This is a genomic window from Aerosakkonema sp. BLCC-F183 (assembly GCF_041929145.1).
Classification (GTDB): domain Bacteria; phylum Cyanobacteriota; class Cyanobacteriia; order Cyanobacteriales; family Aerosakkonemataceae; genus Aerosakkonema.
This window is the reverse complement of sequence record NZ_JBHFNU010000037.1, coordinates 24,069-47,708: the sequence shown is the minus strand read 5'-3', so window position 1 is coordinate 47,708 and position 23,640 is coordinate 24,069. Positions and strand designations below refer to the sequence as shown.

Sequence of the window (23,640 nt, the reverse complement as noted above, 5' to 3'; positions counted from 1 at the left end):
TAATCCTACTATCTATTTTTGATTGATTTAGTTTTTTCCGTGTTCTTACAGAAGCTATTTTTGGAAAATACTGTGTATTTCCTGATGGCCCCCTCGCTCCTATTTACTTTTATGTTTAAATATGCTATGAACCAAAACAGCTACAACAATTTTGTTTATTACTTACAAAATTGTTTGTTACATAAGTAAAAGTAGTAATCCTGCTGCTGTCAGTAATTCGGTCATTGAGTAGTTTTGACTGTGCCGAGGTTTCTGAGTGGGTGGGGAAACGGGCAGGACTGTGGAAACACTCTTCGTAAGCTCTTTATAATGAATTAAGCATCAGTGCTTAAGGCTACCAACCCAAACTGGGACATCGATCGAACCAAATTGAGACAATTGCCAAAATTAACAGGCTATGGACACCAAACTTGCTGGGAATAAAAATAAAGCTGTATTGAATCAGAAAAAATAAATAAAAGCGAATAAACGTATTGCTTTTTGGCTTTACCAATTGGCACAAGATTGAGACTGGCCATTTACTTTGTTCGGATTATAATACCGCTCAAACATAGGTTAGCCCAAACAAGCAGCAAGTGTTTGAGGAAAAACTAAACCAGAAAACCATATAAATTTATGTCTACTTGCGTCACAGATGTTATACCGCCACCACTAAAGTCTGCGATCGTCCGCAATCCCTTAGTGGTTTCACCCGATACGACAGTCATAGATGCGATCGCGCAAATGAGCGGCGCACGATCGTTCTGCCAAACGACCAGAACGGAAGACAGCCAAAAAAATGACCTTTATCTAGAGGCGCGATCGAGCTGCGTATTGGTAGCGGAAAACGAACAGATTATCGGCATCTGGACCGAGCGGGATGTTGTGCGATCGATCGCCCAGCAACAACCCCTCGATCGGGCAATCCGCCAGGTGATGGCACATCCCGTCATTACCCTGCGCGAGTCTGACTTCAAAGATTTATTTTTGGCGATTAATTTGCTCCAACAGTACAAGATTCGCCATTTGCCGATCGTAGACGAGCGGAATCGCCCAGTGGGACTCTTAACTCATCAGACTTTGCAGCAAACTTCCCGACCGATCGACCTGTTGCGGTTGCGTCAGGTAGCTGAAGTGATGACCGGCAAAGTGATTAGCGCCAAAGCCGATTCCTCCCTACTGACGATCGCCCAAACAATGGCAGACCACCGTATCAGTTGCGTAATAATTGTCGAATCTATCAGTAATGCTACGGAAACCCTACTAATTCCCATCGGGATTATAACCGAACGAGATCTAGTGCAATTTCAAGCATTGGGCTTGAACTTGCAGACTTGTCAAGCAAAGACAGTTATGAGTACGCCCGTTTTTACTGTCAAGCCGGACGACTCGCTCCGGACAGTGCAACAAATTGTGGAGCAGCACTTCATCCATCGATTAGCGGTGACCGGAAAGCGCGGAGAACTATTGGGAATTGTCACTCAGAGCAGTTTGCTGCAAATCCTCCATCCCCTAGAACTCTATAACTTAGCTGAAGTTTTGGGAGTAAAGGTAGCGCAACTGGAAGCCGAGAAAATCACACTGCTGAAAAATCGTACCGTTGAACTAGAACAGCAGGTCGAAGCCAGGACAGCTGCACTCAATGCCAAAGTACAACAAGAGAAATTAATTGCCGATCTCGCCGCACAAATCCGATCGTCCCTAAGCCTACAAACAATTTTGGAGACAACCGTAGCTCAGATCAGGCAGGTACTCGGCTGCGATCGCGTCACCATTTGGCAATTTATCGCTGATTGGGAAAGTATTGCCGTCGCAGAATCCACCGATTCACCCCGATCGACGATCGGCGAACGAGTTCGGGACACCTGCTTTAAAGAGGATATGGCCGAAATTTATCGTCAGGGCAAGATTCGTGTCGTATCAGATATCTACACGACCGAAATGTCAGACTGCCATCGGGACATGACAATCCGCCTCCAAATTCGAGCTAAAATTTTGGTGCCGCTCATGTGTGGGGACGAGTTGTGGGGTTTGCTCAATGCGACTGAAAGCCAGCACGCCCGCAACTGGCAACAATCGGAAGTAGAACTGTTACAAGCATTATCGCTACATCTGGCGATCGCCCTCCAGCAAGCCACCATCCACCAACAGTTACAGGAAGAACTGAGCCAACGAAAGCAAGCTCAAGCTCGCCTCCGAGAAAGCGAAGCTCGCTGGCAATTTGCTCTAGAAGGATCGGGAGATGGTGTATGGGATTGGAACATTCAGACAGATCGAGTTTTCTTTTCCAGACAATGGAAAGCCATGCTCGGTTACAGCGATGCTGAAGTGGGCAATACTCTGGCAGAATGGGACAGCCGCGTACACCCCGATGACAAAGCTAGCTGTTATGCCGATTTGAACAAGCATTTAAGAGGTCAAACCCCCACTTATCGAAACGAACATCGCATTCAATGCCAAGATGGCAGCTACAAGTGGATTCTCGATCGCGGTAAGGTCATCGAGCGGACAGCAGACGGTAAACCCCTGCGGGTAATTGGAACCCATACAGATATCACCGATCGCAAAGTTGCCGAGTCAGTTTTGCGTCAGTACGAACGGATGATTGCCAGCGCCACTGATGGCATTGCTCTGCTCGATCGCAACTATATTTATCGTTTCGTCAACCATCTTTACTTAGAGCAAAATCAGAAATCCTCGCCAGAAATTGTCGGCCATTCCGTTACAGAACTGTGTGGCGAAAGCATTTTCAGCACGAGCGTTCAACCTCGCCTCGATCTCTGTCTGGCAGGTGAAGTCCAGCAATACGAAGAATGGTTTCATTATCAAAACGGCAGCCGTCAGTTTATCAGAATCACCTACAATCCCTATTTCGAGCTTGATGGCACTATTACTGGGGTTGTAGTGACAACTCACGATCTGACTGCACTCAAGCAAACCGCACAAGCATTACAGGAAAGCGAACAGTTTTTGCGAAGTATTTATGAAGGAGTCGAACAGGCAATTTTTACGGTTGATGTGTTAGAAAATGGAGAATTTCGACACATTGCCTTCAACCCAATCGCCGCCAGGTTATGGGGTAAATTAATAGAAGAAATAGACGCAAATTCACCAGAAGAAAATTTTCATTATATTAACTGCGTTCGCACAGGCTCTGCCATTTCCTACGAACAATGTGTGGTCTCCAACAACACACCAACCTGGTGGCTTACCACGCTCAATCCCATCCGAGATAATTCATCCCGTATTTATCGCATTATCGGTACCAGTGCAGACATTACCTTACGCAAGCAAGCCCAGACAATGCTGAAATTGCAAAACAGCATTTTGGAGCGCATTGCCAAAGCAGAGCCGCTATCAGTGATTTTAGATGCCCTGCTCGGTACTGTGGAATTGCAAATAGTCGATTCTCTCTGTTCGATTATGCTGTGCGATCGCGATGGCAAATTGCGTTGCAAAGCAGCTCCTCAATTGCCAGAAGCCTACCTGCGGGCGATCGATGGCATCTCCATCGGTGAAGGCGTTGGTAGCTGCGGCACGGCAGCTTTTCGTCGGGAACCCGTCATCGTCTCCGATATTGCCACCGATCCACTCACAAAAAACTATCGAAATTTGCCTTTGGAATATGGATTGAAAGCCTGCTGGTCGATCCCGATAATTGGCAGTGACAGTCGTATTCTGGGAGTATTTGCAATTTATTATCGCCGGATTTGTACACCCCAAACCCAAGAGTTAGAAAATATTATCCGGATCGCAAATATTGCTGGAATTGCCATCGAACGAGATCTAGCAGCAAAAACTCTGCAACAATTAAATCAGAATTTAGAAAGTTTGGTTGCCGATCGCACTGCTGCTTTGCAAGCCAGCGAAGAACGGTGGCATTTGGCACTCAAAGGCTCAAACGATGGTATTTGGGATTGGGATCTCAAAACCGATCGGATCTTCTTCTCCGATCGCTGGAAAGAAATGCGCGGCTTTACCAGTGAGGAAATTGGCAATACACTCGATGAGTGTCTGAGTCGAATTCACCCGGATGACTTCGAGCGCGTTATGGCTGCTGTTGACGAGCATTTTGTCGGCAAAACCGAATTCTTTGAAGTGGAATATCGGGTACGTCGCAAAAATGGCTCTTATATGTGGGTTTTAGATCGCGCCCAAGCATTACGGGATGAATCCGGACAAGTCGTTCGTATGATTGGATCGGACAGCGACATTACCGCCCGCAAACAGGCAGAAATAGCCCTGCGAGAAAGCGAACGTCGCTATGCTACCTTAGCGGCTGCTGCGCCAGTAGCCATTTTCCGATTTGATACACCATTCAACTGTGTCTATGTTAGCGATCGCTGGAGCGAGATGACAGGCAGACCGACAGAATCTGCCTTGGGCAGAGGTTGGATCGATAGCCTGCATCCTCAAGATCGCGATCGGTTATTAGAACAATACAGGCAAGGATATACACAATCTCACAAAGGCAATCAAATTTTTAACTGCGGTGAAGGCAGACATTTGCGCCCCGATGGTACTGTTCATTGGTTCTACGTTCAGGTGGTTGAAGAAATCGATCCTGATGGCAGATTGATTGGCTATATTGGCACTCTGACAGACATCACGGAAAATAAACAGATCGAAGCTAAATTACAAAATCTCAATGAAGCTTTGCAAAATGCGGTGGAGGGTATTTCGCGGCTAGATATTGATAGACGCTATGTGTCAGCCAATCCTGCCTATGCGAAATTGTGCGGCTACAAACCTAACGAAACGATCGGTATGCAATGGTTTCAAACCGTCCATCCAGATGACATTGCCATGATGGAAGCAGCTTATCGAGAAATGCTTAAAACTAATAAAGCGGAAGTAGAAGTTAGGGGTATTCGCCAAGATGGATCGAGCTTCTATCAGCAAGTTACCATGATTGCTGCTTATGACGAAATTGGCAATTTTGTGGGGAATTACAGTTTCAGCAAAGATATCAGCGATCGCAAACAAGCAGAGGAAATCCTCAAAGCAGAAAGATTGCGGCTGCAACTGGCTTTAGATGCTGCCGAAATGGGTACTTGGAGTTGTAGTTTGACAACTGGCAAACTGATTTGGTCCGATCGCACACAAGAAATTTTTGGCTTTGTACCCGGTACTTTCTCTGGCGATCGAGAAACATTTATCGCTATGCTGCATCCAGAAGACACCGACCGGGTGCTAGAGTCTATCTCCCGTACTTTTGAGACAAAAGCACCGTATCGCATTGAATATCGGATTCGGCGATTAGATGGCGAAATTCGCTGGCTTGCCGTATGGGGCATTCTTGTCGAAGATCTCCCAACTACCGATCGGCAAATCCTTGGAGTTGTCTCCGATATCACAGAAATGAAACAGGCGGAAATTGCTTTGCAAGAAAGTGAAATGCGCTTCCGTAGGATGTTTGATTCTAGTGTCGTCGGTATGATATTTGCGGATTTTCAGGGAAATATCACTGCTGCCAACGATTTCTTCTTACAAATGATTGGCTACACCAGAGAAGAACTGAATGCCGGTGCGATCCATTGGGATGCGATGACACCAGAGGAACATATACCAGCCGATATTATAGCGATGGAACACCTGATCCAGTATGGCTATATTACCCCTTGGGAAAAGGAATACTATCGCAAGGATGGCAGCCGGATCTCTGTCTTGATTGGGGCGGCACTGCTTCCGGGTACGATCGATCGAACTATTTGTGTAGTGCTGGATATCAGCGATCGCAAACAAGCAGAACGGGAAAATGAACGATTGAAAAATCGATTGCAATTTGTCCTGTCTTCTACCCCGGCGGCGATCTATACCTGCCAACTCAATCCCAACTATGGCGCTACATTTATCAGCGATAATATCCGCACGCTGATGGGTTATACCTCAGAAGAATTCCTGTCCTCTTCTGAATTCTGGGCAGACCATATTAACCCAGAAGATGCTCCGCGAATATTTGCCGAACTTTCCCACGTGTTCGAGCGGGGACACAATATTTCTGAATACCGTTTTCTGCACAAAGATGGCACCTACCGCTGGGTGCGGGATGAATTTCGCTTAGTTCGCGATCGGGAGGGAAATCCGGTCGAAATAGTCGGATATATGGCTGATATCAGCGATCGCAAACAAATTGAGGCCGAATTAGCAAAGAGCGAAGCTAAATACCGAAGTTTGGTAGAAGGAGCTAACGATACGATCTGGTTGTGCGATATTAATAAAACGCTTATTTATCTCTCTCCTCAGTTTAAAAAATTGTTTGGTTGGGACACCAATGAATGGATCGGTAAGCCGTTTACAGATCTCGTGCATCCAGACGATCTCCCATTCATAGAAAACGATCGCAAACAGCATATCCAACTAGGCAAAACATCGAATAATGTAGAATTCCGACATCGCCATCGAGACCACCACTATGTCTGGGTAAGAACCAGCGCCACACCCATTCACAGTGCTGAAGGGCAAGTGATTGGCGTGCAGGGAATTCTATCCGACATCAGCGATCTCAAACAGGCAGAAATCGCCCTACAAACCAGTGAAAATCGCTTCCGCCAGGTATTTGCATCCAATATTGTGGGGATGATGTTTACCGATTTTAGCGGCCAAATTTTTGATGCAAACGATCGCTTTTTAGAGATTATTGGCTACACGCGAGCAGACCTAAATACCGATCGGATTAATTGGATAAATCTCACCCCTCTCGAATATCTTGCCAACGATCGCAACGCGATGGCAGATTTGGAACGCTACCGGACGATCGACCCGTGGGAAAAAGAGTACTATCGTCAAGATGGTAGCCGAGTCTCTGTCCTAGTTGGAGTGGCCCTACTCTCCGAAACCGACAGCAGTTGCGTTTGTGTGGTAATGGATATTAGCGATCGCAAACAATACGAACTCCAGCTCAAACAAACCAACGAAAATCTCGCTCGCGCTACCCGCCTCAAAGATGAATTTCTGGCCAATATGAGCCACGAACTTCGCACCCCCCTCAATGCGATTCTAGGTATGGCCGAAGGACTGCAAGATCTAGTTTTTGGCAGTCTCAACGAGCGACAGATCAGAGCCTTACAAACGATCGCTCGCAGTGGTTCTCATTTGCTGGAAGTAATTAACGATATTCTAGATGTGGCCAAAATAGAATCGGGTCAGATAGAGCTAAACTTTATTCGGACTGCGATCGCGCCACTGTGTCAGTCGAGTTTAACATTTATCAAACAACAAGCTCTCAAAAAAAATATCCAACTAGAGGTTAAACTACCAGCCAATCTGCCTGACTTATCGATCGACGAACGGCGCATCCGCCAAGTCTTGATCAACCTCCTCAACAATGCTGTCAAGTTCACGCCAGCAGCAGGACGCATCACCCTAGAAGTCAGCCTTAAACAGGACAATACTAACTCTGATTCCGCCAAGATTACATCCCCTAACTGCTTGCAAATTGCTGTCATCGATACGGGTATCGGTATTGCACCAGAAAATATCAACAAACTGTTTCAGCCGTTTATCCAAATCGATAGCGCTCTCAACCGTCAATATACAGGCACTGGCTTGGGTCTAGTTTTGGTCAAACGTATCGTCGAACTTCACGGCGGACAGGTGGGGGTCACCAGCGAACTGGGGGTGGGAAGTTGCTTCACGATCGAACTACCTTGCATTGTGGCTGCACCATCTTTATCCGCACCGGAAACCCAAGCCGAACTTTACCCCGAACTCAGTCAGCCCGAACAAGAGGCATCCCCCTTAATCTTGCTGGCAGAGGACAACGAAGTCAATATCAATACGATCGCCAGCTACCTAACAGCCAAAGGCTATCGCCTTCTTTTAGCGAAAAATGGTCTGGAAGCGATCCAGTTGGCTGAGTCGGAAAAGCCCGAATTGATTCTGATGGATATTCAAATGCCAGAAATGGATGGACTGGAAGCAACACAGAAAATCCGCCGCAATCCAAACTTAGCCCATATACCGATCGTTGCTTTGACTGCACTTGCGATGGATGGCGATCGCGATCGCTGTTTTGCCGCCGGCGTCGATGAATACCTTACCAAACCAGTCAAGTTGAAGCAATTGGTAACTACTATTCAAGGCTTTTTGAACTGTCTTCCGCCGCGCATTCCTCCTCCAAATCTTTGATTTGGGGGAGGAATGCGGCGCTCAGGATATTAAAACACGCATCAATCTGGTTCTTCCTGGTTCTGGATATAAGTTTTTAATATTTCTAATGGCGCTCCACCTGCTGCACTAATTACACTTGGGAACACCTGTCCAAAAAACAGGTTTTCCATAAAACTTATTAATATGTTTTGCAAATTTATTTCTAATTAAACGACTAGAAATTATTTTTAAATGGTTGACCAATTTTGATGGCGATACATCAGGAGAAATGTCTATTAAAAGATGGACACAATCTGACTCTTCACCAAATTCAATTACCGCAATATTTTTGTCTAATACATATTCTAGAAAATATCTCCTCCATCCGAGTAAGTATTTCTGAAGTAATGACCTTACGTCGATATTTAGTCACGAACATTATATGTAAGTTGATCTTGTAAACGCAATGCCTGTAAGAGTTTAAGTTGGTTGACATCTTTGCACGACAATGCTAAATTAGTAATATGATAGCAACACGACGCACAACATTTCGCTTATATCCAAATCAAGCTCAAGCCGTAAAATTGTTTGAGTGGCGTAAACTACATTGCTGGCTTTATAACCAAGCATTGAGTGACCGCCAGATTGCGTATAAAAGAGATAAGAAAAGTGTTAGCTATTTTGACCAACAACGTGCAGTTAAGGTGATCCGCCAAGTATTACCAGAGTTTAAACAATTAGGTTCCCACGCATTACAAGCAACTATTAAACGAGTTGATTTTGCTACAAAGCGATTTTTTCATGGATTAGGAAAATACCCTCGTTATAAATCTTTAAGACATTATTCGGGGTGGACTTATCCCTGTACTGCTGGATGGAAAGCACACACAACAGGTGTTAATGGTTATCTCGATATTTCCAATTTGGGACATATCCAAATGAGGGGAAAAGCGAGAGCTTGGAGCAATCCTACTACTTTAACTATTGTTTATCGCAATGGTAAATGGTACGCCTCAATCACAGTTGCTTGCGATGTACAAAGGGAAACGGGTAATGGGTTAATTGGTTTGGATTTTGGTTGTAATGTTGCAGTAATGGGGGCGGTTCATTTAGGTGATGGCGAGTATGAGCAATTAGTGATCGACAACCCAAGATATTTAAAGCAGGTACAAACCAAAATCAAACAAGCCAACCGTTACAAACGCCGGAAACGAGCGCCTAACTATAAGAAAAAGATTAAAGCATCAAAAAGATGGAGGAAAGCACAGAGCAAAGTTAACAAGCTAGTCCGTAAAGTAGCTAATCAACGGCAAAATTTTATTCACAAGGTAGCAGCACATATTGTAAGCGGTAATAGCATGGTTGCTACCGAAAAGTTAAATGTTAAAAACATGAATCGTGCAGGTAAAGGTAAAAATCGGAAGTACAAGAAAGGATTAAATAAGTCAATTTTGGATGTATCTTTCGGGATGTTACGGTCAGCGATTGAGTATAAAGTTAACGAAGCAGGTGGAATATTTGTAGAAGTTCCTACCCAAAAAGTTAAACCGTCTCAACAATGTCCAAAATGTCATCACATTAAGCCTAAAACTTTATCAGAACGAGTCCATAATTGCGAAAAATGCAGCTATACCTGTGATAGAGATTTTGCTTCGGCTCAGGTGTGTGCAGAATATGTTCGCACGGGGTTAGGAACTAGCCTCGAAAAACGTGGAGAGGGAGCCTCTACTTCTACCTACTGCGGTGGGTTCAAGCAAGCTGCCTCTGTGAAGCGTCAGAAACTTCGTCCAAATCTTTGATTTGGGCGGAGTAGTTCATACAAGGCAATCCCGGAATGGTAAGCTAGCAAATGCACTCAAAAAACTGATTGGGAAAGTAGTTTACATGGCTGAGTCAAGCCAAATACCATATTTATTGCGGGCAGCTCGTGGCGAAGTGTTAGACCGCCCACCCGTGTGGATGATGCGACAAGCGGGTCGCTACATGAAGGTTTATCGCGACCTGCGGGATAAGTATCCCTCATTTCGCGATCGCTCGGAAAACCCAGAACTGGCAATAGAAATCTCTTTGCAACCGTTCCGGGCATTTGAACCCGATGGAGTTATCCTCTTTTCGGATATCTTGACGCCCCTACCCGGAATTGGGATTCCTTTCGACATTGTAGAAAGCAAAGGGCCGATCATTGAGCCGGCCATCCGCACCCAAGCACAGATTAACGAACTGCATCCCCTGCAACCAGAGGAATCTTTGCCCTTTATTCGGGAAATTTTGCAGACATTGCGGCAGGAAGTCGGTCACAAAGCAACGGTACTCGGTTTCGTCGGTGCGCCTTGGACGCTGGCGGCGTATGCGATTGAAGGCAAATCGTCCAAAGATTACACCATTATTAAGAGTATGGCTTTCTCCGAACCAGCCATGCTACATCAATTCTTGGGTAAACTCGCAGATGCGATCGCCGTTTACGTGCGCTACCAGATTGACTGCGGTGCCCAAGTCGTACAAATGTTCGACTCGTGGGCAGGTCAACTCAGCCCCCAAGACTACGAAGTTTTTGCCATGCCCTATCAACGGCGAGTGGTAGAACAAGTAAAAGCAACCCACCCAGACACGCCTCTGATCCTGTACATTAACGGCAGCGCTGGCATACTCGAACGCATGGCCAAGTCCGGCGTCAATATTGTTAGTGTAGACTGGACGGTAGACATGGCCGAGGCAAGGACAAGGCTGGGCGCAGATGTCGGGGTACAGGGCAATATTGACCCTTGTGTTTTATACGGTTCCAAGGATTTTATCCGCGATCGTATCCTCGACACAATTCGCAAAGCAGGCCAGCGTGGTCACATCCTGAATCTGGGTCACGGCGTTCTACCCAGTACTCCAGAAGAAAATGTGGCTCACTTCTTTGAAACTGCTAAGCAAGCTGATAAATTACTAACCGTCCGCGCTTGAATCCCTGTACTAAAATTGGGCCAGAAGCTAAAACGTGAGAGGTGTGAGTGATAGGAGATTCCCTAGCAGAAGAGCCCAACAGCCCAAAAGCTAAGGAGAGTCTAGAATCTAACTCTCCTGTGCTACCACAGTCAAAGGAAGATCACCCCGAAACACAGGAGAGTATGCGATCGAACTCTCCTGAACTTGCACTGGAAACGGAAGATTGGTTCCAAGCACAGGCGAGTATGCGATCGAACTCGCCAAATCTTCCTGTGGAAGCCGAAATTCAACCACAAATCCCACCGAGTTTAGAATCAAACTCGATGGCAATATCTCAAGCAGAAACTGAAAATTCACCCGCACAGGTGAGTCGGGAATCAAACTCTAGCGAAGTGCCAGAAACAGACGAAATTAAGCCACGAATACAGCCGATTTTAGAATTGGAATATTCTTCACTTCCCGATCGAGAAGCTGAGATTTCAGTCGCACAGGTGAGTCGAGAATTAAACTTGACTGATGTTTCCGCAACAGAAGAAAATCAGCCGCAAGTAGAAGCCGATCGGGAAATAATCTTGGTTGAAGTTATTGCCGAAGAAGAAGACGATCGCATTGCAGTGCAAGAGACTGCAACATCATCAATGTCTCCAGTGGAGTTAATTGCAGAAGACGATCGCATTGCAGTGCAAGAGACTGCAACATCATCAATGTCTCCAGTGGAATTAATCGCAGAAGACGATCGCATTACAGTGCAAGAGACTGCAACATCATCAATGTCTCCAGTGGAATTAATCGCAGAAGACGATCGCATTGCAGTGTCAGAGACTGTCACATCATCAATGTCTCCAGTGGAATTAATCGAAGAAGACGATCGCATTGCAGTGTCAGAGACTGTCACATCATCAATGTCTCCAGTGGAGTTAATCGCAGAAGACGATCGCATTACAGTGCAAGAGACTGCAACATCATCAATGTCTCCAGTGGAATTAATCGAAGAAGACGATCGCATTGCAGTGCAAGAGACTGTCACATCATCGCTATCGCCAGTGGAGTTACAAGCAGAAAGGGATCGCTTAGCAATTGAAGAAACTGCTGAATTAAGCAATTCCGAAATTTCTGTAGAAGAGCCTAACATTAGAGAATTAGAGAATAATTCAGAGTCAAACGCTGCACATATTTCTGGAGAAGAGGCTAACAGAGCGGAAATAGACGAAAGCACAAAGTCAAACTCCTCACAAAGCCTTTTAGAAGAGCGTAAAAGACCAGAAATAACGGATAGTTTAGAGTCAAAAACTCCAGCAGAAATTTACGCTTCTACTAATTTGGGTAGCCGCGAAACGGCACCTTCTCCGCGCACACCCCAGCCATCATCACCCACGAATAAAGGCAAGCGAATTTTTATCACCGGTGCGAGTGGCTGCATCGGTCAATACCTGGTAGAAAAACTGATTCGGGAGACAGAACACGAACTATACTTGCTGGTAAGAGATCCAGCCAAACTGCGCTTTGACTGTAATGCTCGTCCGGGTATTAACATCGTCAGAGGCGATGTACGACAGATTCCGCGCCATGCAAAGCTGCTCAAAACGATCGATTGTGCAGTGCTGATTGCTACGTCTTGGGGCGGTACAGATCAGGAAGTGCTAGATGTCAATATCTACAAAAATATTCAATTGCTGAATTTGCTCGATCGACAAGTATGTCAGCAAATAATTTACTTTTCCACTGCCAGTATCCTAGATCGCAACAATCAACTGCTCAAAGAAGCAAGAGAACTGGGGACAAGTTACATTCGTTCCAAGCACGATTTTCTGCGTCAAGCATCGCGCTTGCCAATATACGATCGCATAACTGCTGTGTTTCCTACCTTAGTTTTAGGAGGCGATGCACAACATCCCTATTCTCATATTTCATCTGGCTTACCCGGGATCACAAAATGGATTAAGCTGATTCGCTTTTTCAAAGCAGATGCTAGCTTCCACTTTATTCATTCCCAAGATATTGCCGACGTAGTAGGATACTTGATAGAGAATCCCCCGGAGAAAAAAGAGTATCGGCAGTTCGTGTTGGGAAATCCGGCAGTAACGGTAAATCAAGTAGTGGAGGAGGCTTGCGCTTATCTGAATCAACCAATTTTGTTTCGTTTGCCTTTATCTGTTTGGTTAGCTAATCTTTTTATCGTTATCTTTAAAATTCAGATGAGTCCGTGGGATAGGTTTTGTTTGGAATATCGGCATTTTACTTATCAAAATGCAGTTAATCCAGCAACTTTTGGTTTGCCAGTTTACTGTGCAACTTTCAGCGATGTTCTCAAAAGCAGCGGTATTGCGGTCGAAAGCGGACAAAGGCTGGCGCGAGTTAAGAACTACAGACTGGATCTAGATGACCGAGAATCGGAATCGGGAAATGAGAGTTAAACTATTAGGCGCTAGGCTTAAGTCAATTAGACATCCTACGGAGTAACATTAAATGCGGGTTTTACTGCTTTATCCTCTGTTTCCGAAAACATTTTGGTCTTACGAAAAGATTTTAGAATTAGTCGATCGCAAAGTGTTACTGCCGCCTTTAGGTTTGATTACGGTGGCTGCTATTTTACCACAAGAATGGGAATTTAAACTGGTCGATCGCAATATTCGATCGGTCACAGAGGCAGAGTGGCAATGGGCAGATTTAGTAATTCTCTCTGCGATGATTGTGCAGAAAGAAGACTTTATCGCCCAAATCCAGGAAGCCAAAAGACGGGGCAAACGAGTTGCTGTGGGTGGCCCTTATCCCACCAGTTTACCTGAAGAAGCAGAAGAGGCGGGCGCAGATTATCTGATTTTAGATGAAGGGGAAATTACTCTGCCGATGTTTGTCGAGGCGATTCAACGGGGTCAGACGAGGGGGATTTTTCACGCGAACGGAGAGAAACCATCTGTAACGGAGACGCCGATTCCCCGTTTTGATTTGCTGGAATTCGATGCTTACGATTCGATGTCGGTACAATTTTCGCGAGGTTGTCCTTTTCAGTGCGAGTTTTGCGACATTATTGTGCTATACGGTCGCAAGCCTAGAACTAAGACACCACAGCAACTCCTGGCTGAATTGGATTATCTCTACGAACTGGGGTGGCGTCGAAGTGTGTTTATGGTGGATGATAACTTCATCGGCAATAAGCGGAATGTGAAGTTATTGTTGAAGGAGTTAAAAGTTTGGCAAGCAGAACACGATTATCCGTTTGCGTTTAATACAGAAGCTTCGATCGATTTGGCGCAAGACCCGGAACTGATGGAATTGATGGTGGAGTGCTATTTTAATGGGGTGTTTCTGGGAATTGAAACGCCGGATGAGGATAGTTTGCAGCTGACGAAGAAATTTCAGAACATGAGAAATCCTCTGATTGAGGCTGTGCAGCTGATTGCCAAAGCTGGATTGCGCCCGATGGCTGGGTTTATTATTGGTTTTGATGGTGAGAAATCTGCTGCGGGGACGCGGATTGTCCAGTTTGCGGAAGCAGCAGCTATTCCTACAGTGATGTTCGGGATGTTGCAAGCTTTGCCGAATACGGCGCTGTGGAACAGATTGGAAAAGGAGGGGCGCTTACGTCACAAGGATAGCAGTATTAACCAAACTAATTTGATGAATTTTATCCCAACTCGGCCTTTGGAAGAGATTGGTAGGGAATATATCGAAGCTTTTTGGGAATTATACGATGCCGATCGCTTTTTGGATCGAACTTATCGCTGTTTCTTGATGCTGGGTGCGACGAAAGCAAAACCAAAATTTAAATTCCCCAGTTGGGTAGATTTACGTGCGCTGTGTATTGTAATCTGGCGTCAGGGTGTGAAACGCAACACTCGCTGGAAGTTCTGGCATCACTTGTTTGGTATCATCAAGCACAATCCAGGCGTTTGGGATCATTACTTGACTGTGTGCGCCCACAACGAACATTTTCTGGAATATCGCCAGATTGTGCGGAAGCAGATAGAAGCTCAATTGACTGAATATCTGGGAGAAGAGAAAAAATTGGCAAGGGTAGGGGTTAGGGGTTAGGAAAAGTCAAAAGTCAAAAGTCAAAAGTCAAAAGTCAGATGCAGAGAGAGGGAGGAGAGAGAAGGGAAGATGGAAAAAGGAAAAATATTAATTCTCCTATTCCCCCACTCCCCCACTCCCCCACTCTCCCCCTAACCCCGACGCCCTAGCCCCTGCTGCCTAAATGAGCTTAACGGCTCTGAGAGTTAAAAACAAGCCTACTGCGACTGCGTAGGCAGCACCCAAGTATAAAACGTAAGCTACGACTCCAGACATTTTTGTTCCTCGATTCAGTGATGGTTTAGACAATGCAATCCGTTATTCATGTTAATTTACCGCAGAATTCTTACGAAATTGCGATCGCCTCTGGTAGCTTAGACAAACTCGGTGCTTGGATGAGTGGCGAAGAAAGCAAACCGCTGAATCTGGGCAAAAAAGTTTTGGTTGTCTCCAATCCGGCTATTTTCAAGCGTTATGGGGAAAGAGCGATCGCATCTCTCACTGCTGCTGGGTTTGAGGTCGCCAGTTGCATTCTGCCGGCGGGAGAACAGTACAAAACCCTGACTTCTCTCCAAAAAATCTATAACCTCGCTTTGGAAAATCGCCTGGAACGCTCCTCCACAATGGTAGCCTTGGGGGGCGGCGTGATTGGGGATATGACAGGCTTTGCGGCTGCTTCTTGGTTGCGCGGTATTAACTTCGTGCAAGTCCCCACCAGCTTGCTGGCGATGGTTGATGCGGCGATTGGCGGTAAAACTGGCGTTAACCATCCCAAAGGCAAAAATCTGATTGGCGCATTCCATCAGCCGCGCTTGGTTTTAATTGACCCGGATGTGCTGAAAACGCTCCCGCCAAGGGAGTTTCGCGCTGGTATCGCGGAAGTGATTAAGTACGGCGTGATTTGGGATGCCGATTTGTTCGCCAAGTTAGAGCAATCTTCGCGCCTCGATCAACTGCGCTACTTAGAGGAGGAAATCTTGCAAATTATCCTCAAACATTCTTGCCAAGCGAAGGCAATTGTGGTAGGAAAAGATGAAAAAGAATCGGGTTTGCGGGCGCTGCTGAATTACGGACATACGATCGGTCATGCGGTAGAAAGTTTAACAGGTTACAAGTCGGTCAATCACGGTGAAGCGGTGGCTATTGGTATGGTAGCGGCAGGTCAGATCGCTGTTGATATCCGCTCTTGGAATAAAGCAGCAGCGGAACGTCAAAATGAGCTAATTAAAAAAGCTGGATTACCGACAAAGTTACCTACTGGTTTGGATGTTGAGGAAATTATCAATTCCCTGCAAACTGATAAAAAAGTCGAGTCGGGTAAGGTGCGATTTGTTTTACCTACACAAATTGGTGGTGCAACTGTGACCGATCGAGTCCCGCCAGATGTGTTGCGGCAAGTACTTTGGCAAATGCAGTAGGTATTGTGGGGTGGGCATCCTGCCCACTCTATTACTACTCCTTTAAGATAGAGGTATCTAGTAAAAAGGCTGGTTATGACTAGCGAAATTAAACAATCTATCTCTCCGCCTGCCCAAGTTTCGGCAGATATATTTGCGCCCCAAATCTGGGATACAAAAGTTACTATAACTGGGCGCTTTGAATTTACACTTTCTGAAGTAGCAACCAGCTCTAACGTCACCGAAATCAAGAAATATGAACTGCGGGGAATAGAGCGAATAGAGAAAACAGCAAGTTTGATGCAGTATTTGGTAAATCAGCGTGCTGATGAGCTGGAACTTATTGCCAATGCGCTGGAACAAGCTCTTAAACCGCTAAGTAGTTTGGAAGATGAAGAGGAATTGGCTAACAAGCTGTCTGACGATCGTCAATTCAGCAAGTGGGAACGCCTTGCAGTAGAGTTTTCCTCCCTCGCTCAATATTTAAAACAAAAACGAGTTTTGCTGGATGGTGCGTTGACTGCTTCACAGGTAGCCGATCAACTTGCTAAAGACGTTCAAATAATCGATGAAATGCTAAAAAATTCTCATTTACTGGCAGTTACCGATGGGGAAGAATTGTTGTTTCCGGTGTGTCAGTTTGACTCTGAATCTCCTGATGGTGTTATTGTAGGTTTGCCAGATGTTTTAAAAGCTCTCAATGTTGAGCCGCTTGCTAAACTTAGCTGGTTGATGCGACCTAATCCATTTTTGGATAATCTAACTCCAATAGATGCACTCAAGCAAGGGCAAATAGAACGAGTTATCGGCGAAGCAAGAGGTGTAGAGGTTATCTAAGTGGTACGCATCGATCCCCCACCGCCTCAGCGCCCTCCTTCTCCATCTATTTACACTTTAGCTACTGGCACAGAGATAGTTAGAATTTTTAATACCGATCGCGGCACAACAGCACTGACTTTTCGCTATTTTGGGCCTCTGTCTCGCTTCGATCATCATCGAGTCAATCCCACCAATAAACCCGCTAATGACCCAGAAAGGGGTATATATTATGCTGCTTTTGATTTACAAAATTGTTTGGTTGAGGTTTTTGGCGACACGGGAATTATTAACGTAAAATCAAAAGATTGGTATGTTGCTATTCCAAATCTTACCCGCGATTTACAGTTACTGGATTTACGCGGTTCGGGTGCGATGAAAGCCGGATCGGTTGCGGCGCTGGCAAAAGTTGCCGATCGCACTTTCAGCCAAGAATGGTCGCGATATTTTTATGAAAATGAGGATATTTATACCAAAATTGATGGCCTTATCTATTTTAATGCACACAACGATGCAGAAGCACTAGCCCTGTACGAACGTGCTAGCGACGGACTCAGTTGTAACAACAGTCAGATTATTCGGCTGGACAACGATCTCTTACGTCCTCTTATTCGAGAAGCTGCTGCATCTAACAATATGATTGTTATTCCGTATTAAAGTTTTTTCAAATGCTGTCGCCAATATAAAAATAAAATGTTACCATAAATTGCATAATAATTTAACTCCCATTCTGGAGATACAACCTTTCAAACTCAGGATTATCGCTACAACGATGCACAACCTGAAACTTGTCAAAGATCCCAAGTACTGGCTGTTAGCTATAGCAGCCAGTTTAATTACTCTTCATCTTCATTTGAGTTGGAGAAGCGACAATACTGACCTCTTGGGCACCAGTTTATTGTTTTGGGTGGCGGTATCTGCGTTAATTTGGAGAAAACGGGATTCTTTAAATTTAGAAAGCGAAGTTTTTTCTACCATTTTTGGTGCATTGCTGATTGGTTTTGTGGTTTTCAAGAGTATGCACTTGTATGGTTATGACCTTTTTCTGCGCGTTTCTCCTTTCATCTCAATTTTAGGTCTAAGTCTACTTGCTTCTGGTGTGAAGGGATGGAAGCAATATTGGCAGGAAATTTTTCTGCTTGCTTTTATCGCTGTACCGCCGGGAGTGCTATCCATCTTTATCGACCTGTCTTTGTTAACGGCTAAATTTGCTAGTTTTCTGTTGTGGATTTTAGGATTTCAAGTATTCAGTCAGGGAGTTATGGTGACGCTGCCAACGGGAGGTATAAAGGTAGGTGCTGGTTGTGATGGCTTTGGTATTATTCTGCAACTATTGGGATTGTCTTTTATTTGTTTGGTGATGTTTGGTCATCAGTTGTTGCACAGAATATTAGTGCCGATCGCATCTATTATTTTAGCATTTGTTGTCAACGGGATGCGGGTTGCTCTCATGGCTATACTAGCAGCATTATCCAATCAGTCAGCTTTTGAGTATTGGCATACAGGAGATGGTTCGTTGATTTTTTCTATGCTGGCCGTATTTATGTTTGGGGTATTCTGCCATTTTACAGTATTGAGAACAGCAAATATAAAAATCTAAACAAAAAGCATGAAACGCTGGGAAAATTTCCGAATTTCGCTTTTGGCGATCGCTTTTGGTGGCGTCGTATTTGTGCTGGGCAAATCAATCTTTTATCCCACCGTAAAAGAACGAAATATCATCAGCTTTGATTTACCAGCCGCTGTCTCATTACCGGAATGGCAGCGTTTGGCAAGCAATCCCCTAGTCAATCAAATGGTTGATAATTCTGAGTATATAGCTGGGCGGAAATATCGCTATGTTCAAAATGGGTTGACCTTGGATATAGAAATGCGCTATTTAGTGAAGAGTCAAAAGGATATAGAACCGTTTGGCAATCTGGAAGCTTGGATAGAAAAGTACACGGCTATTTCATCTTTTCGTAATATTAAACCTAGTATAATTAACGCTAAAAACGTAGGCTTTTATGCTATGTTTGTTTACGAAAAAAAAGCGTACCTGAGTGCTTGTATAAATCCGAGTGGCGGTAGTACGTTTACCTACGAGCAGTTTAGGCGCAACCGATATATGTACGATTTGCGGTTCGATCGCTTCTTTTTATGGTTATTAGATTCGGCCAAACTGCGAGACGAACGTTGTCTTTGGACGCAAATGTCTGTACCTGTAAATAATTCTTCTCCGCAGAAAAGTTATGAAATTTTAGAGAAGGCTTGGATTGCTTGGTACAAGTGGTGGAGTCCGCGTTTTTCAAATCGTTGATACAGCAGCTTTCAGGTAATTTATATCTTCTCCTTTCCATCAGACTTGAGTAGATTCAACAAATTGATCATATTATCAGCTATATAACCAGGCGTTAGGGGATATTTTGTTTGCCAATCTGACAGAATTTTATCGAACTGCTTTTCTAGATTGCTTTTGCCTCTAAACCTATGGATTAATCTATCGTTAATTGGCTTAAGGATGAGGCGAATCTGAGTATCCCTGACAGAATCTTTAGCTTGAGCTTTGTACAGTGCGTGGCTGTTTAATAGATTAATACTTATAGTTTCTATCTCTTCATATATCTTAGCTATTAATAGGTTAGTTACATACCCCATAACCATAGGTTGCAGAGTGAAGAGTCCGTTATTTATCTCAAGGAGCGATTTTCTGGTCAGACACTTCAAAATTTCCGGTAATTGTTGTTTTAATTGGGGAGAGATAATCTCATCTTTTAAATCTGAAAATTCAAGCGCTTCCCGGTCGAGCGCCAGCCAGTAAATCACTTCTAGTTCTAAGTCAGTAAGCCGATTGAATTGGCGTTCTAAAAGTTGGCTAATATCGGTAAAATCCCACGCTTCCGCTTTTAAAGGTTTGACAAAATCAGAAATGCTAGAGCCAAAGACATCTCGAATGGCTGAAGCCACCATATTTAAGGCTAGGGGATTACCGACATAGTGTTGAATTAATTCTTTCCATTCTTCTGGTGTGCCAGTGAAAGTTCCCTTGGCTTGAAAAATTGCCCGTGCTTCTTTTTCGTGCAAACCTGTTAGTTTTAATACGCGAACGGGTAGGCTTTCGCCTTCCAATGCTGCTAATTCTTGCGGTTTTTCACAACTGGTGAGTATCAAGCAACTGCGATGAAATGTTTCTCCCACCCGTTTGATTAATTCTCCATATCCTTCATAGCCAGGGCGATACTGGAAAGCAACCGCGCCTGCTTGCATAATAGATTCGGCGTTATCGAGAATTATCAAGCAGCGCGAGAAACGCAAGTATTCAATCAGTCGCGTAATTCTAAAGCTTGTGTTTTCAGGTAGATTGGCTGGTGTTTCCTGCTGGTTGGATAGGATTTGGATGAGGGTGGCGAGAATGTCATTGACGGGTGGGGCATTTTGCAGACTTCGCCAGATCGCACATTTAAATTCATGCTGAACTTGTTGAGCGAATTTCACAGATAGAGAGGTTTTGCCTATCCCTCCCATACCCAACAACCCTACCAGTCGGCAGTTGTCTTGTACTATCCATTGTTTCAGCGTCGCGAGTTCCTCTGTGCGTCCGTAGAAAACGGAGACATCCATTGCTTCTCCCCAGTCAACCCGATTTTGGATTTTGCGCGAAGTGGGCGTCTTGGCGGTTCCCGTCACGATGCCCACCTTCGCAAGAGAGGATTTTGAATTTTGGATTAAGTTCTCTCCAACTTCCTGTTTAGGCGCGTGATGGGTAATGCTTGCCTCCTCGTGTTCGGTTCCACCTTGAGGGCAAATTACTGTGTCAGCATCAACAATCTCTTGCCAGTTCAGTCCCAAAACTTGGCAAAACGCTTTGAAATTGGTAGCTTTTATGGGTTTACCAGCTAAGAAGCGCTTCCAAGTGCTAATTCCGACGCTTGCTGACATCATGCCTTTCCCATTTTTCTCCAGAGGGAGATACTGACTGGCTTGTTCTAGCCATTGTGGGCGATCTATAGCCCATCCCCTTTCCAGTGTGATTCGCTGTCTGGCTTGCCTAATCCTTGCCAATCCCTGCGTAGATGGTTTGAGGCTTCGCACTAGATTACCTGTTACCAAAATTGTCAATATCTATTTTGGATGATTTATAGTTCATTTCGCTAGAGGGAACTGAGCCGGATTTGGACTGGTGGGTGCTTGAGGGCGGGGATTTTAATTGAAATTGAAGTCAGTCGGTTGCTGCAAAGGAAACTGAACTTCATATATTTCAGTTGGGTATAAGCATGGGTGAGAAATTGTGCTGCGATCGCTTTTCAAACCGCCCTGTGGTTCTGGATGAGTACCCAGCCACCCAGACCTTCTTGCAAAATTCTAGTTTTCAAAACAGCAATTATGAGCAACACAGAAAAGCAAAACCGAAATCTTTCGCAATGTAATATTTTGGTAATTGGAAAAAGTGGGGTTGGTAAAAGCTCACTCATTAACGCGATATTTGGCGAAAACCACGCAAAGACAGGTACAGGCAAATCAGTTACTGATAAAATCCAAAAACACACTAAAGATGGAGATATAAACATTTATGACAGCCCTGGTTTTACTATGACTAATAAATCTGTACTAGATAATATAATATCTGTACTAGATAATATATGGCCAAATGAAAATAATAAAAAAGCAGATTTTTACTGGCGAATTAAACAACAAGAAAAGCTGCATCCCAATGAGCATATTCACATTGTTTGGTACTGTATAAATGAGACAAGCGATCGGTTAGAAGAAATCGAAAAAGAATCAATCAAAAAGCTAAAAAAGAAAGAAATACCCGTGATTCTAGTTTTAACAAAAGGTTCACAAGAAGAGAGCAGTCGTTTCATAGATTTTTTAAAAAAGGAGACAGATTATGAATGTGAAATTATTAGAGTTAAAGAAGATCCCAAGATAATAAATGGGATTCTTCTAGATAGAAACGGAAAAGCCAGTGAAGAAGGATTTAAAAGCGACGGGCTAGAAGAATTAGTTAGTACAACTACAAAACTCCTACCAGAGGTGGCTAAAATAGCATTTAATAAGGCTATTAAAAAGGAGAAACGTACTGCTAAAATATGGCTCATGGCTTATGTGGTAACTACATTTCCGCTGGCAATGGCAAGTTCCCAGACGATTCCCTTTATTGGCCCAAAGGCAAGCGTCGCTGCAACCCAATTCATGATGCTTACTCACCTAAGCAATATATTTGGATTAGAGTTTGATTTATCACTTATTACCCAGCTATTTTTAACGGCAACGGGAATAGAATCGGGCGTCGAAACGATAATGAATGAAGAGCTTTTACAGAATGTATTAAGTGAGTTAACCCAGGAAATAATTTCTGACGGATTTACGGATACTATGACCCTCGGCATAATTCCTGCTTCATCAGGAGCCTTCTCTACTCTGTTAATTGGTCTGGCTTATATTGAGGTACTCCAAACTTACAAACAAAATCAAAAACGGCAGGGAGAAAAGATAGACCCCGTTGCTCTAGGAGAGATGCTGCGAGAGCAAATAAAAGACTGTGTACAGCCAAGCATGGAACTATTTAAAAAAATCATCCAGGATTATGAGAGAGACTTACAAACAACCTAATGTGTCTTTAAGTGGCTGTATTTGAATCGCTAAAAAGAGCCGAGAAAGCTAAAATTTAGACCACTAAAAGAGCGCTCCAGCCCCCTATACTTGTAGGAATACAATAGCACCTCCTCTATAATCAGCGTGCGATCGTTTCCGCTTACTCTTACGTGCGATCGCACTTGTGCCTAATTTCCACGCAAGCGATCGCTCCCTCCAAATTAATGCAATCTAGGTTGACACTCTCAGGTCTAAAGACGCTGAGATTCTTCCTTCACAGAAGGATGCCTCACAAAAGCAGTGCTTTTGCTTGGTCTTACTCTTTCTCCAGAAGCTACCGAGGTATGCCCTACCTCTAACATTCGTAAACCTTCATCTCGGATATTAATAGCGGCATTGATGTCACGGTCATGCAGGGTTCCACACTTAGGACATTGCCAATTCCTAATATCTAAAGGTAGCTCACCAACCTGATGCAGACAGTGATTACAAGTCTTGGAGCTAGGGAAAAATCTATCAACTTCTATATAGATTTTTCCTTCCCATTCAACTTTATATTTCAACATAGTACAAAATTGTCCCCAACCTGCATCAGCTATTGACTTAGCTAATTTATGGTTGCGTACCATGTTTCTCACCGCTAGATTTTCTCCCACTATGATTTGGTTTTCATCAACTAATTTACGACTTAGTTTGTGAAGAAAATCTTCCCTACATCTAGTGATTTTCTGATGTACTTTGGCTCGCATCCCATCCCGATAACTCAACCCAACCACTCTCACTGAAAACCGTTCAAAATGTAGAGACATTTCATGAAACGTCTCTACATTTTGTTAAG

The 23,640-nt window shown here is 44.3% G+C and carries 14 protein-coding genes and 2 pseudogenes; 11 read left to right on the top strand and 5 right to left on the bottom strand.

The features are described from left to right. Positions 1–615 precede the first annotated feature (615 nt). Positions 616–8,109 (top strand): PAS domain S-box protein, encoded by a 7,494-nt coding sequence (locus tag ACE1CD_RS09330; RefSeq protein ID WP_374823417.1) that lies wholly within the window; start codon positions 616–618, stop codon positions 8,107–8,109. A gap of 108 nt (positions 8,110–8,217) precedes the next feature. On the opposite strand, the gene ACE1CD_RS09325 is transcribed toward ACE1CD_RS09330, so the two are convergent. Further along, positions 8,218–8,493: a transposase gene (locus tag ACE1CD_RS09325; protein WP_374823446.1), complete on the bottom strand. Its 276-nt coding sequence runs from the start codon at positions 8,491–8,493 to the stop codon at positions 8,218–8,220. Then, positions 8,465–8,566 (bottom strand): annotated as a pseudogene (locus ACE1CD_RS09320) (transposase); the annotation flags it as partial. The pseudogene ACE1CD_RS09320 and the gene ACE1CD_RS09325, both read right to left, overlap by 29 nt. Before the next feature lie 28 nt (positions 8,567–8,594). On the opposite strand from ACE1CD_RS09320, the gene ACE1CD_RS09315 reads away from it, so the two are divergent. The 4 genes from ACE1CD_RS09315 to ACE1CD_RS09300 all read left to right on the top strand — a co-directional run bounded on the left by ACE1CD_RS09315 (position 8,595) and on the right by ACE1CD_RS09300 (position 15,033). Beyond that, positions 8,595–9,869, top strand: a complete 1,275-nt coding sequence (locus tag ACE1CD_RS09315) for an RNA-guided endonuclease InsQ/TnpB family protein (RefSeq protein WP_374823414.1) — start codon at positions 8,595–8,597, stop codon at positions 9,867–9,869. Positions 9,870–9,954: 85 nt separating this feature from the next. After that, complete coding sequence (gene hemE, locus ACE1CD_RS09310) at positions 9,955–11,019, top strand: uroporphyrinogen decarboxylase (RefSeq protein ID WP_374823411.1); 1,065 nt, start codon at positions 9,955–9,957, stop codon at positions 11,017–11,019. Between the two features lie 47 nt (positions 11,020–11,066). Beyond that, entirely contained in the window at positions 11,067–13,415 is a 2,349-nt protein-coding gene (locus tag ACE1CD_RS09305; RefSeq protein ID WP_374823408.1) for an NAD-dependent epimerase/dehydratase family protein, read from the top strand. Positions 13,416–13,467: 52 nt separating this feature from the next. After that, the gene (locus ACE1CD_RS09300; protein WP_374790008.1) at positions 13,468–15,033 is read left to right on the top strand and encodes a B12-binding domain-containing radical SAM protein; all 1,566 of its coding nucleotides are present in this window, start codon (positions 13,468–13,470) and stop codon (positions 15,031–15,033) included. 159 nt (positions 15,034–15,192) lie between these two features. Here the strand turns inward: ACE1CD_RS09300 and ACE1CD_RS09295 are convergent, their stop codons facing one another. Then, positions 15,193–15,288 carry a cytochrome b6-f complex subunit PetL gene (locus ACE1CD_RS09295; RefSeq protein WP_190470299.1) on the bottom strand — a complete coding sequence of 32 codons (96 nt, stop codon included), beginning with the start codon at positions 15,286–15,288 and terminating at the stop codon, positions 15,193–15,195. Between the two features lie 32 nt (positions 15,289–15,320). Between ACE1CD_RS09295 and aroB the strand changes: the two genes are divergently transcribed. The 5 genes from aroB (at position 15,321) to ACE1CD_RS09270 (ending at position 19,524) form a co-directional block, all read left to right on the top strand. Further along, positions 15,321–16,430: a 3-dehydroquinate synthase gene (gene aroB / locus ACE1CD_RS09290; protein WP_374823405.1), complete on the top strand. Its 1,110-nt coding sequence runs from the start codon at positions 15,321–15,323 to the stop codon at positions 16,428–16,430. Positions 16,431–16,505: 75 nt separating this feature from the next. After that, a complete protein-coding gene (locus ACE1CD_RS09285; protein ID WP_374790004.1) occupies positions 16,506–17,246 on the top strand; it encodes a hypothetical protein in 741 nt (246 codons plus the stop codon). Continuing rightward, positions 17,247–17,882 (top strand): RES family NAD+ phosphorylase, encoded by a 636-nt coding sequence (locus ACE1CD_RS09280; protein WP_374823402.1) that lies wholly within the window; start codon positions 17,247–17,249, stop codon positions 17,880–17,882. A gap of 115 nt (positions 17,883–17,997) precedes the next feature. Next, complete coding sequence (gene crtA, locus ACE1CD_RS09275) at positions 17,998–18,825, top strand: cyanoexosortase A (RefSeq protein WP_374823399.1); 828 nt, start codon at positions 17,998–18,000, stop codon at positions 18,823–18,825. 9 nt (positions 18,826–18,834) lie between these two features. After that, positions 18,835–19,524 carry a cyanoexosortase A system-associated protein gene (locus ACE1CD_RS09270; protein ID WP_374823396.1) on the top strand — a complete coding sequence of 230 codons (690 nt, stop codon included), beginning with the start codon at positions 18,835–18,837 and terminating at the stop codon, positions 19,522–19,524. Between the two features lie 20 nt (positions 19,525–19,544). Here ACE1CD_RS09270 and ACE1CD_RS09265 read toward each other — a convergent pair whose 3' ends face one another. Continuing rightward, positions 19,545–21,323, bottom strand: a complete 1,779-nt coding sequence (locus ACE1CD_RS09265) for an NB-ARC domain-containing protein (RefSeq protein ID WP_374823393.1) — start codon at positions 21,321–21,323, stop codon at positions 19,545–19,547. Between the two features lie 159 nt (positions 21,324–21,482). Here ACE1CD_RS09265 and ACE1CD_RS09260 point away from each other — a divergent pair, with 159 nt between their 5' ends. Then, positions 21,483–22,820 (top strand): GTPase, encoded by a 1,338-nt coding sequence (locus tag ACE1CD_RS09260; RefSeq protein WP_374823390.1) that lies wholly within the window; start codon positions 21,483–21,485, stop codon positions 22,818–22,820. 233 nt (positions 22,821–23,053) lie between these two features. Here the strand turns inward: ACE1CD_RS09260 and ACE1CD_RS09255 are convergent. Continuing rightward, positions 23,054–23,545 (bottom strand): annotated as a pseudogene (locus ACE1CD_RS09255) (RNA-guided endonuclease InsQ/TnpB family protein); the annotation flags it as partial. Between the last annotated feature and the right edge of the window lie 95 nt (positions 23,546–23,640).